Raw genomic sequence first — 11276 nt, 5'->3', positions numbered from 1 at the left:
TATGAGCTTGCGCTTCGCATGGCTGGCCGGGGCCGGCCTGTTCGCCACCGTGACGGCCGGGCCGGCCTTCGCCGTCTCACCGCTCGACCTCGTGGCGCCGGTCTCCGAATACAAGCTCTACGTCTCGCAGGGCGTCGACCAGCTGGTGAAGGACACCAGGGCCTTCACCGATGCGGTCAAGGCCGGCGATCTCGCCAAGGCCAGGGCGCTCTATGCGCCGACCCGCGTTTCCTACGAGAGGATCGAGCCGGTCGCGGAGCTGTTCAGCGACCTCGACGGCAAGATCGACTCGCGCGCCGACGACCATGAGAAGAAGGAGGAGGACCCGGAGTTCACCGGCTTCCACCGCATCGAATACGGGCTCTTCGCCAAGAACAGCACGGAAGGGCTCGCACCCTTCGCCGACAAGCTGCTTGCCGACGTCACCGAGTTGCAGGGCCGTATCAAGGGTCTGACGGTTCCGCCGGACAAGATGGTCGGCGGTGCTGCGGTGCTGATCGAGGAGGTTGCGGCCACCAAGATCTCCGGCGAGGAAGACCGCTACAGCCACACCGACCTCTGGGATTTCCAGGCCAATGTCGACGGCGCCAAGAAGATCGTCGACCTGCTGCGGCCGCTGGTCGCGAAGGAGGACAAGGCGCTCGCGGCCAAGATCGACGCGAACTTCGAGACCGTCGACAAGACGCTGGCGAAGTACAAGCTCGGGGATGGCGGCTTCGAGACCTATGACAAGCTGAGCGAGGCCGACCGCAAGGCGCTCGCCGCGATGATCACCACGCTGGCGGAAGACCTTTCCAAGCTGCGCGGCGTGCTCGGGCTCGGCTAAGTCGGCATCGGGCCTTCAAGGGAAGCGGCTTCCGCAGTTCGGGAAGCCGACCTGACACAGAACGGTCACGCGAGCGCGGCACTCGACAGGCGGAAGCCGATGCGCCATGGACGGCGCATCGGCGACGAACGCCCCTTCGCAGACACGGACAGCCTGCTCTCATGACCGACATTTCCGCCAAGAACCCGGCCGTACAGGGTCGCATCGCCCTGCTGGGCTGCCCGATCGAGGTCGGCGCCTCGCGCCGCGGCGCGCTCATGGGGCCGGCCGGCCTGCGCACCGCCGGCCTGGTGCGGGTGCTCGAAGATCTCGGCTACGCCGTTGCGGACCATGGCGACATCCTCGCGCGTGACCTGAAGCCGGTCGACGGCCCGGCGCCCGACAATGCCCGCTTCTACAGCGAGATCGCCGCCTGGATGCGCGCGCTGAGCGCCCGCGCCTACGAGCTCGCCCGCACCGGCGACACGCCGATCTTCCTCGGCGGCGACCACAGCCTGTCGATGGGCTCGGTCAACGGCGTCGCCCGCCACTGGCAGGAGCAGGGCCGCAAGCTCTTCGTGCTCTGGCTCGACGCCCATGCCGATTTCAACATGCCGGCGATCTCGCCCTCCGGGAACATGCACGGCATGTCCTCGGCCTTCCTCTGCGGCGAGGGCGGCCTCGACGACCTGCTCGGCTCGGAGCCGCGTGCCTCGATCTCCCCGGAGCAGCTCAGCCTGTTTGGCATTCGCTCGATCGACCCGCTCGAGAAGGCTGCAGTGAAGGCGCGCGGCATCGACATCGCCGACATGCGCGCCATCGACGAGCACGGCGTCGGCGTGCTGATCCGCCAGGTCATCGAGAAGGTGCGCGCCGCCAACGGCGTGCTGCATGTCAGCTTCGACGTCGATTTCCTCGACCCGCCGCTGGCGCCGGGCGTCGGCACCACCGTGCCGGGCGGCGCGACCTATCGCGAGGCGCATCTGGTGATGGAGCTGCTGCACGATTCCGGGCTGGTGCGCTCGATGGACATCGTCGAGCTCAACCCCTTCCTCGACGATCGCGGCCAGACGGCCCGCCTCGCCGTCGAGCTCGCCGGCAGCCTGTTCGGCCAGCAGATCACCGACCGGCAGACCCCGTCGAACGCCATCGGCGCGGCCTGAGCATCCTTCAAGATCCGCCAGCCGCCCTCGCGTCATTGCGAGGAGCGACAGCGACGAAGCAATCCAGGAGACGTAGAGCTCTACGATGCTGGATTGCTTCGCTACGCTCGCAATGACGAGCCGGTCGGGGAACCGGCTTCACACGGCCAGCGCGAAGCCGTCCTTGCGGTGGTCGGAGGCGCCGAACATGACGCCGCGCGCATGGTCGACCCAGATCGCCTGGCAGCCGCCGAGCGGCTCCTCGGCCCAGACCACATCATGGCCGCGCGCCTTCAGATCGGCGGCGACAGCGGCCGGGATCGTCGTCTCCAGCGAGAGCTTGCCGTCATAGGCGAAGCTCCGCGGCGCGTCCGAGGCCTGCTGCGGATCGAGGCCGCGGTCGAGGATGCCGGAGAGGAAATGGACATGGCCGGTCGACTGATACTGGCCGCCCATCACGCCGAACGGCATGATCGGCTTGCCGTCCTTGGCCAGCATGCCCGGAATGATCGTGTGGAACGGGCGCTTGCGCGGCGCGATGGCGTTCGGATGTCCCTCGATCAGCCGGAAGCCGGAACCGCGGTTCTGCAGCATCACGCCGGCCTTCGGCGCGTAGATGCCGCTGCCGAAGGCCGAGAACAGCGAGTTGATGAAGGACACCATGTTGCCGTCGCCGTCGACGACGCAGAGATAGATCGTGTCCTTGTGCAAGGGCATGTCGAAGGCTTCGGGCGCCGCAGCCTTCTCCAGGCTGATCTCCTTGCGGATCCGGCCCACGAACTGGTCGGAGAGGAAGGCTTCCGTATCGAAGGGGCTCACAGTGGGATCGGCCACCAGCGCGTCGCGCTGGCGATAGGCGGCCTTGCTGGCTTCGGCGAGGAGATGAATGCGATCGGCCTCGCTGAGCTTTTCGTCCCTGAGGTCGAAGCCTTCGAGGATGCGCGCGATCAGCAGCGCGGCGATGCCCTGGCCGTTCGGCGGGCATTCCCAGAGGCGATGGCCGCGGTAATCGGCGCCGATCGGATCGATATAATCCGGCTTCGAGGCGGCGAAGTCTTCAAGCTCGATCAGGCTGCCGGCGGCCTTGAGCACCGCGACCATGTCCTCGGCGGCCTCGCCCTCGTAGAAGGCCGAGCGGCCCTCGCGCGCGATGCGGCGCAGCGTCTTGCCGAGCGCGGGATGGACCATCTTGTCGCCGACCGCCGGGGGATTGCCGCCCGGCAGATAGACGGCGTTGCCGAGGCCGTGCTTCTCGATGCGGCCGCGGGCCTTGGCCCAGTCGAGCGCGACGCGCGGCGTCACCACGAAGCCTTCCTCGGCGGCGCGGATCGCCGGGGCGAAGATCTCATCCAGGCTCTTGCTGCCGTAGTCGGCGACGAGGCGGCACCAGGCGTCGATGGCGCCGGGCACGGTGACGGCATGGGCTGAATCCGCCGCGATCGCCGTCATGCCCTGGCCGAGGAACCAGCCAAGCTCGGCCTTGGCCGCCGCGCGGCCGGAACCGTTGAGCGCCACCATCTTGCCGCCGGCCGGCGCATAGATCGCGAAGCAGTCGCCGCCGATGCCGGTCATGTGCGGATCGACCACGGCCTGGACGGCGACGGCAGCGATGGCGGCATCGATGGCGTTGCCGCCGGCCCGCAGGATCTCGACCGCGGCCAGCGTCGAGGCCGGATGCGAGGTCGCCGCCATGCCGCGATCGCCGACCGCAACCGGACGGCCCGGCACCATGAAATCGCGATTGCCCCAGCTCATGCGTCGTCTCCACCTCTGCGGCGCCATCGCTGCGCGGCACCTTGTTTCACTCACCGCTTTGGCGCGGCGGCCGGGGGCTTGGCAATCCCGCCCGGCGCATGGCCGACATCGCCCGTCCCTCGCCGCACGCAACTGTGGCGGTTGACATCCCGGCATGGAGGACTATCGCCGCGTCCGAAGGACGGGCCGGCCATGCAAGACTACATCCGCAAGATCATCGGGGCGCGCGTCTACGACGTCGCGATCGAAAGCCCGCTCGACCCGCTGCCACGGCTTTCGGCGCGCCTCGGCGGCAATGCCCTGCTCAAGCGCGAGGATCTGCAGCCGGTCTTCTCGTTCAAGCTGCGCGGCGCCTACAACAAGATCGCCGGGCTCTCCGCGGAGGAGGCCGAGCGCGGCGTGATCTGCGCCTCGGCCGGCAATCACGCGCAGGGCGTGGCGCTGGCGGCGAAGAAGCTCGGCATCAAGGCGACCATCGTTATGCCGCGCACCACGCCGGACATCAAGGTGCAGGCGGTGCGCAGCCTCGGCGGGCGCGTCGTGCTCCATGGCGAGAATTTCGACGAAGCCTATGGCCATGCCCGCAAGCTCGAAGCCGAGAGGGGGCTGACCTTCGTCCACCCCTATGACGATCCGGACGTCATCGCCGGCCAAGGGACCGTCGGCATGGAGATCCTGCGCCAGCATTCCGATCCGATCGAGGCGATCTTCGTGCCGATCGGCGGCGGCGGGCTCGCGGCCGGCGTCGCGGTCTACGCGAAATTCCTGCGGCCGGAGATCAAGGTGATCGGCGTCGAGCCCGAGGATGCCGCCTCCATGGCCGGCGCCATCGCGGTGGGCGAGCGGATAGTGCTCGACCAGGTCGGTCTCTTCGCCGACGGTGTCGCGGTGCGGCAGGCGGGCGAGGAGACGTTCCGGCTCTGCCGCGAGTTGCTCGACGAGGTCATCACCGTCTCGACCGACGAGATCTGCGCGGCGGTAAAGGACATCTTCGAGGATACCCGCGCCATCGCCGAGCCCTCCGGCGCCGTCAGCCTCGCGGGCCTCAAGGCCTATGCGGCGCGCGAGGCCAAGCGCACCGGCGCGCTGATCGCGATCAACTCCGGCGCCAACATGAATTTCGACCGTTTGCGCCATATCGCCGAGCGAGCCGAGATCGGCGAGCACCGCGAGGCCCTGCTGGCGGTGACGATCCCCGAAAAACCCGGCGCCTACCGCGCCTTCATCGAGCTGCTCGGCCGGCGCGCGATCACCGAGTTCAATTATCGCTATTCCGACCCCAAGGCTGCGCGCATCTTCGTCGGCGTGCAGCTCTCGGAGGGCGATGCCGAGAAGCGCCAGATCATCGCGATGCTGTCAGAGCACGGCTATCCCGTGCTGGACATGAGCGACAACGAACTCGCGAAGCTGCATATCCGCTACATGGTCGGCGGCAAGGCGCCGGGCCTCGGCGACGAGCTGATCTTCCGCTTCCAGTTCCCGGAGCGGCCGGGCGCGCTGCTGAAGTTCCTGAACAGCCTCTCGGCGGACTGGAACATCTCGCTGTTCCACTACCGCAACCACGGTGCCGATTACGGCCGCATCCTCGCCGGCATCCAGATTCCGCAGGCCCAGCGCAGCCAGCTGACCAAGAGGCTCGATGCGCTCGGCTATCCCTATTGGAGCGAGAGCGACAATCCGGCCTATCTCTCCTTCCTGGCGGAAGCGCATGCCGAGGGCTGAGTTTTTACGATCGGGCTGTAAGCTCAGGGCATGACGCTCGAACAACTCCGCATCTTCGTCGCCGTCGCGGAGCGGGAACATCTGACGCAGGGCGCACGTGCCCTCAATCTCACCCAATCGGCGGTGAGTTCGGCGATCGCGACGCTGGAGGCGCGCTACGCCACCAAACTGTTCGACAGGATCGGCCGGCGCATCGCGCTGACCGAGGCCGGCCGGCTCTTCCTGACCGAGGCCCGCGCCGTGCTGGCGCGCGCCGCGGCGGCGGAAGCCGTGCTCTCCGATCTCTCGGGGCTTGCCCGCGGCTCGCTCGTGCTGATGGCGAGCCAGACGGTGGCGAATTACTGGCTGCCGCCGCTGATCCAGCGCTTTCGCCGCGACCACCCCGGCATCGCCGTCACGCTCGCCATCGGCAACACCGAGACGGTAAGCGCTGCCATCCAGAATGGCGACGCCGATCTCGGCTTCATCGAGGGTGAGATCGACGACCCCGCCCTCGCCATGACCGCCGTCGCAGAAGACGAACTCGTCATCGTCGCGCCAGCCGGCCATCCCTGGGCGCAGAGGCCTCCGTCCTCCGCCGAGTTGAAGCAGGGCGCCTGGGTGCTGCGCGAGCCGGGCTCGGGGACGCGGGCCATGTTCGAGGCGGCGCTGCCGGGGCTCGGGCTTGCGCCCTCCGATCTGGCCGTCGCGCTCGAACTGCCGTCGAACGAAGCGATCTGCGCCGCAGTCGCCGCCGGCGCCGGCACGACCGCGATCTCGCGGCTCGTCGCCGCCAATGCTATCGCGGCCGGACGCCTCGTCACGGTCGCGCTAGCGCTGCCCAAGCGCCGTTTCCTCGCACTGCGCCACAAGGAACGCTACCTCGCCAAGGCGGCAGCGGCGTTTCTGGCGCTGGCAGAGACCCGCACGCCCTGAACCCTGCTGATGACGGTTAGTTCTCCGCCCCATCAGGCGGTTGACATTGATGGTATGTTATAATGTAACAAATCATCTTTCGACGAACCGGACCTTTCCCGATGCCTCCATCACCGCTTCTCGTCGACCGGCGCCTGCCGGTCACGGTCCTCTCCGGCTTCCTCGGCGCCGGCAAGACCACGCTGCTCAACCACATCCTGAACAACCGCGAAGGCCGGCGCGTCGCCGTCATCGTCAACGACATGAGCGAGGTGAACATCGACGCCGATCTCGTGCGCGAGGGCGGCGCCAATCTCTCCAAGACCGAGGAGAGCCTGGTCGAGATGAGCAATGGCTGCATATGCTGCACGCTGCGCGACGATCTGCTCAGCGAGGTGCGTCGCCTCGCCGAGGAGCGGAAGTTCGACTACCTGCTGATCGAGGGCACCGGCATCGCCGAGCCCCTGCCGATCGCCGCGACCTTCTCCTTCCGCGACGAGGAGGGCCGCTCGCTCGACGATGTCGTCCGGCTCGACACGATGGCGACGGTGGTCGACGCGCTCAACCTGCTGAGGGATTACGGCAGCCGCGACTTCCTCGGCGATCGCGGCGAGACGGCGGGCGAAGGCGACGAGCGCAGACTGGTCGACCTGCTCGTCGAGCAGATCGAGTTCGCCGACGTCGTGGTAATCAACAAGGCGGGCGAAGTCGCGCCGCAGGAACTGGAGAAGGTCAGGCAGGTGGTGCGGGGGCTCAATGCCGATGCGCGCATCGTCGAGGCCGATTTCGGCCGCGTGCCGCTCGATGAGGTGCTCGATACCAAGCTCTACAGCGAGGAGAAGGCGCAAGAACATCCGCTCTGGCACAAGGAGCTCTATGGCTTCCGCGACCATGTGCCGGAGACCGAGGAATACGGCATCCGCTCCTTCGTCTATCGGGCGCGGCGCCCTTTCCATCCGCTGAAGCTGCACGGCTTCATGGGCAAGCGCCTGCCCGGGGTCGTCCGGGCCAAGGGCCATTTCTGGTTGGCGACCCGGCCGCACTGGGTCGGCGAATATTCGCTGGCCGGACGCGTCACCCGCACCGAAGGCATGGGGCGCTGGTGGGCGGCCGTGCCCAAGGAGCGCTGGCCGGGCTCGGAGGAGTTCCAGTCGCTGATGCGCAAGCACTGGTCACCGACATGGGGCGACCGACGTCAGGAGATGGTGTTCATCGGCGGGCCGGAGATGGACGAAGCTGCGATCCGCGCGGAACTCGACGCCTGCCTCACCGGCAGCGTGACCACCGGGCTGACGCAGGCGCTGCTGGGATTGGAAGACCCCTTCCCGCGCTGGGACCGCGACGCGGCCTGATCGCCAAATGCCGCAGGCCGGGAAACGCGCGTCATCCCGGACGGAGCGAAGCGGAGATCCGGGATCCATGCCTGAACCTTTACCGCAAGCGCTCTGGCATGAATCCCGGGTCAAGCCCGGGATGACGTCGTGTTTCCGGCGAGAGCCGAGACCCGCGTCTCAGGCCGCCGCGACGGCGCTCGGCGCTGCTCGCATCAGCATGCCGAAGAGATCGCGCGGATCGTCGGGATCCGCGATCAGGTCGAGATCGACATAGGTGCCGGCCTCGCGGATGCGCTCATGGACATAGCGCAGCGCCGAGAAGTCCTCGATCGCGAAGCCGACCGAGTCGAACAGCGTGATCTGACTGGAATCGGTGCGGCCCGTCGCCGTGCCGGCGATGACCTTCCAGAGTTCCTCGACCGGGTGGTCGGGGTCGAGCTGCTGGATATCTCCTTCGATGCGGGTCTGCGGCGGATACTCGACGAAGATCGAGGAGCGCAACAGCACGTCGCGGTGGATCTCGGTCTTGCCGGGGCAGTCGCCACCGACCGCGTTGATGTGGACGCCGGCGCCGACCATGTTGTCGGTCAGGATCGTCGCGTACTGCTTGTCGGCGGTGACGGTGGTGACGATCTCGGCGCCCTCGACCGCTTCCATCGCGGTGGCGCAGCGCGTGATCCTGAAGCCGTGGCGCGCGAGATTGCGGGCGCATTTCTCGGTTGCGGCCGGATCGACGTCGTAAAGCCGCAGGTTCTCGATGCCGAGCAGCGCGCGGAAGGCGAATGCCTGGAACTCGGACTGGGCGCCGTTGCCGATCAGCGCCATGGTCGCGGCATGCTTCGGCGCGAGGTGCTTCGCCGCCACCGCCGACATCGCCGCCGTGCGCAGCGCCGTCAGGAAAGTCATCTCCGAGAGCAGGACGGGATAGCCGGTCGCGACATCGGAAAGCAGGCCGAACGCGGTGACCGTCTGCAGGCCGGCCTTCATGTTCTTGGGGTGGCCGTTGACGTATTTGAAGCCGTAGAGCTTGCCGTCGCTGGTCGGCATCAGCTCGATCACGCCTTCGAGGCTGTGCGAGGCGATGCGCGGCGTCTTGTCGAAGATCTCCCAGCGCCGGAAATCATCCTCGATATAGCCGGCGATGTCGGACAGCATCCGCTCGATGCCGATCGCATGGACCAGTTTCATCATGTGGTCGACGCTGACGAAAGGCACGACATTCAGTTGCTGAACCATAGGATCCCCTGTTGCTCTCGCGAGAGCCCTATAGTGCCCGGCTTCACCGGCAGGCGATAGAAGCCAGATTGACCCGATCGACGCCAAGATTGATCGAAATGAATAGATCCATTATCCACTTCGGACGATGGACAATATCGATCACAAGCTCATCACCCTGCTGCGCCACGATGGGCGCCGCAGCATCTCGGACCTCGCGGCCGATCTCGGGCTGACGCGGGCGACGGTGCGCTCGCGGCTGGAGAAGCTGGAACAGTCGGGCGAGATCATCGGCTTCACGGTGATCCTGCGCTCGGATGCGATCGATCTGCCGGTGCGCGGCATCACGATGATCGAGATCGCCGGGCAGGCTGCGGATTCGGTCATCGCCGCGCTGAGCGGCTTCAGCGAGGTCTCCAGCATCCACACCACCAACGGCAACTGGGACCTCGTGGTCGAGCTCGGCACCTCCGACCTGATCGCTTTCGATCAAGTTCTCAGACGCATCCGCCTGATCCCCGGCGTCACCAACAGCGAGACCAGCCTGCTGCTGGCGACGCCGCGCAGCGTCAAGGCGCGGCTGTAGCAATACACCTCACCCGTCATTGCGAGCGCAGCGAAGCAATCCAGGAGACTGGGTGAAACGTTCAGCCCAGTCCCCCTGGATTGCTTCGTCGCTTCGCTCCTCGCAATGACGACGTTGGCGCGCGCTAGACCAAACTCCGCTCGACAAGGATCACCGCCGCATGGCGGCCATCCGCAAACGCGACACGGAGCCCCGTGACAGGCGCGCGCCGCGCCCCTAACGTTATCCCCCGTCAGATACAGCGTCGAGGGCGGCCGGCGATGCATGATCGCGCAAGGCCGCCCGTTCGCGTCGGACATCGACAGTTCCCGCTCGGGGCATGGACCGCCGGCCGCTTTTCGGCCGGTTGTCCTTGCTTTGAGCCAGACGAGGCAGGAGACCAGACATGGCGCATGAGCTCGAATTCTACATCGACGGCCAGTGGGTGAAGCCGTCCGGCAGCCGCACGCTGGGCGTGGTCGACCCGTCGAACGAGGAAGTCTTCGCCACTATCGCGCTCGGCGAGCAGGCCGATGTCGACAAGGCCGTCGCCGCCGCCCGCGCCGCCTTCCCCGCCTTCGCGAAGACCTCCAAGGCCGAGCGCCTCGCGCTGATGCGCCGCCTCGCCGAGGCCTACAAGAAGCGCTATGACGCCATCGCCGACATCCTGTCGCGCGAGATGGGCGCGCCGAAGGAGCTGGCGCACCGGGCACAGGCCGCGATGGGCACCGCGCATCTCGCCAAGATGATCGAGACGCTCGAGAACTTCGAGTTCGAGGAGCTGCGCGGCTCGACCCTGATCGCCAAGGAGCCGATCGGCGTCGTCGGCATGATCACGCCGTGGAACTGGCCGCTCAACCAGATCATGTGCAAGGTCGCGCCTGCGCTCGCGGCCGGCTGCACCATGGTGCTGAAGCCTTCCGAGATCGCACCGCTCAACGCGCTGATCTTCGCGGAAGCCATGGACGAGGCCGGCGTGCCGAAGGGCGTGTTCAACCTCGTCAACGGCGACGGACCGACGGTCGGCGAAGCCATCTCGCGCCATCCGGGCGTCGACATGGTCTCCTTCACCGGCTCGACCCGCGCCGGCATCCTCGTCGCCAAGGCGGCGGCGGATACGGTGAAGCGCGTGCATCAGGAGCTCGGCGGCAAGTCGGCCAACATCATCCTCGACGATGCCGATTTGAAGAAGTCGGTGAAGCTCGGCGTCGAGAGCGTGATGCGCAACTCCGGCCAGTCCTGCAATGCGCCGACCCGGATGTTCGTGCCGGAGAAGCTGCATGAGGAGGCGCTCGCCATCGCCAAGCAGGTCGCCGAGCCGCTCAAGGTCGGTGCTCCCTCGGCGGACGGCGTCTTCCTCGGCCCCGTCGTCAGCGAGGTCCAGTACGAGAAGGTGCAGCGCCTGATCGAGGCCGGCATCAAGGAAGGCGCGACGCTCGTCGCCGGTGGCCCTGGCCGGCCCGAGGGGCTGAACCGCGGCTACTATGTCCGCCCGACGATCTTCGGCGGCGTCACCGACGAGATGACGATCGCCCGCGAGGAGATCTTCGGCCCCGTGCTCTCGATCCTGCCCTACAAGAGCGACGACGAGGTGGTCGAGCGCGCCAACGACACGCCTTATGGCCTTGCGGCCTATGTCCAGTCGGGCTCGCAGGATCGCGCCCGCAAGGTCGCCTCGCAGATGCGCGCGGGCAATGTCTACATCAACTATCCGGCCTGGGACGCAGGCGCTCCGTTCGGCGGCTACAAGCAGTCCGGCAACGGCCGCGAATACGCTGATTTCGGCCTCGAGGAGTTCCTCGAGATCAAGGGCACGGTCGGCTACGCCGCGGCCTGATCGCGAC

The 11276-nt window shown here is 67.2% G+C and carries 9 protein-coding genes; 7 read left to right on the top strand and 2 right to left on the bottom strand.

Annotated features, from left to right (window positions below; genetic code table 11):
- The first annotated feature begins 1 nt into the window (after position 1).
- Together efeO and rocF are read left to right on the top strand one after the other, a co-directional pair.
- Positions 2–826, top strand: a complete 825-nt coding sequence (efeO, locus tag AC1DIN_RS23315; RefSeq protein WP_476811483.1) for an iron uptake system protein EfeO — start codon at positions 2–4, stop codon at positions 824–826.
- Positions 827–987: 161 nt separating this feature from the next.
- Complete coding sequence (gene rocF / locus AC1DIN_RS23310; protein ID WP_441473088.1) at positions 988–1968, top strand: arginase; 981 nt, start codon at positions 988–990, stop codon at positions 1966–1968.
- A gap of 138 nt (positions 1969–2106) precedes the next feature.
- Here rocF and ggt read toward each other — a convergent pair whose 3' ends face one another.
- Positions 2107–3702: a gamma-glutamyltransferase gene (ggt, locus tag AC1DIN_RS23305; protein ID WP_476811482.1), complete on the bottom strand. Its 1596-nt coding sequence runs from the start codon at positions 3700–3702 to the stop codon at positions 2107–2109.
- 192 nt (positions 3703–3894) lie between these two features.
- On the opposite strand from ggt, the gene ilvA reads away from it, so the two are divergent.
- The 3 genes from ilvA to AC1DIN_RS23290 all read left to right on the top strand — a co-directional run bounded on the left by ilvA (position 3895) and on the right by AC1DIN_RS23290 (position 7670).
- Positions 3895–5424, top strand: a complete 1530-nt coding sequence (ilvA, locus tag AC1DIN_RS23300) for a threonine ammonia-lyase, biosynthetic (RefSeq protein WP_476811481.1) — start codon at positions 3895–3897, stop codon at positions 5422–5424.
- A 30-nt stretch (positions 5425–5454) separates the two neighbouring features.
- Positions 5455–6339 (top strand): LysR family transcriptional regulator, encoded by an 885-nt coding sequence (locus AC1DIN_RS23295; protein ID WP_476811480.1) that lies wholly within the window; start codon positions 5455–5457, stop codon positions 6337–6339.
- A 101-nt stretch (positions 6340–6440) separates the two neighbouring features.
- Positions 6441–7670 (top strand): GTP-binding protein, encoded by a 1230-nt coding sequence (locus tag AC1DIN_RS23290; protein ID WP_476811479.1) that lies wholly within the window; start codon positions 6441–6443, stop codon positions 7668–7670.
- 159 nt (positions 7671–7829) lie between these two features.
- Here AC1DIN_RS23290 and AC1DIN_RS23285 read toward each other — a convergent pair whose 3' ends face one another.
- On the bottom strand, positions 7830–8888 hold the full coding sequence (locus tag AC1DIN_RS23285) for an ornithine cyclodeaminase (RefSeq protein ID WP_441473092.1): 1059 nt from the start codon (positions 8886–8888) through the stop codon (positions 7830–7832).
- 127 nt (positions 8889–9015) lie between these two features.
- Here AC1DIN_RS23285 and AC1DIN_RS23280 point away from each other — a divergent pair, with 127 nt between their 5' ends.
- Both AC1DIN_RS23280 and AC1DIN_RS23275 read left to right on the top strand, forming a co-directional pair.
- Positions 9016–9453 (top strand): Lrp/AsnC family transcriptional regulator, encoded by a 438-nt coding sequence (locus AC1DIN_RS23280; RefSeq protein WP_476811478.1) that lies wholly within the window; start codon positions 9016–9018, stop codon positions 9451–9453.
- A 385-nt stretch (positions 9454–9838) separates the two neighbouring features.
- Positions 9839–11269 carry an aldehyde dehydrogenase family protein gene (locus tag AC1DIN_RS23275; protein ID WP_476811477.1) on the top strand — a complete coding sequence of 477 codons (1431 nt, stop codon included), beginning with the start codon at positions 9839–9841 and terminating at the stop codon, positions 11267–11269.
- The last annotated feature ends 7 nt before the right edge of the window (positions 11270–11276 follow it).

It is taken from the genome of Allobosea sp. 05T438 (assembly GCF_056396025.1).
The sequence above is the reverse complement of the archived record's forward strand: the minus strand, read 5'-3'. Positions and strand labels throughout refer to the sequence as shown.

Coding starts and splice junctions, on each gene's coding strand:
- efeO (WP_476811483.1), top strand. CDS start 2: ATGAGCTTGCGCTTCGCATGGCTGGCCGGGGCCGGCCTGTTCGCCACC.
- rocF (WP_441473088.1), top strand. CDS start 988: ATGACCGACATTTCCGCCAAGAACCCGGCCGTACAGGGTCGCATCGCC.
- ggt (WP_476811482.1), bottom strand. CDS start 3,702: ATGAGCTGGGGCAATCGCGATTTCATGGTGCCGGGCCGTCCGGTTGCG.
- ilvA (WP_476811481.1), top strand. CDS start 3,895: ATGCAAGACTACATCCGCAAGATCATCGGGGCGCGCGTCTACGACGTC.
- AC1DIN_RS23295 (WP_476811480.1), top strand. CDS start 5,455: ATGACGCTCGAACAACTCCGCATCTTCGTCGCCGTCGCGGAGCGGGAA.
- AC1DIN_RS23290 (WP_476811479.1), top strand. CDS start 6,441: ATGCCTCCATCACCGCTTCTCGTCGACCGGCGCCTGCCGGTCACGGTC.
- AC1DIN_RS23285 (WP_441473092.1), bottom strand. CDS start 8,888: ATGGTTCAGCAACTGAATGTCGTGCCTTTCGTCAGCGTCGACCACATG.
- AC1DIN_RS23280 (WP_476811478.1), top strand. CDS start 9,016: ATGGACAATATCGATCACAAGCTCATCACCCTGCTGCGCCACGATGGG.
- AC1DIN_RS23275 (WP_476811477.1), top strand. CDS start 9,839: ATGGCGCATGAGCTCGAATTCTACATCGACGGCCAGTGGGTGAAGCCG.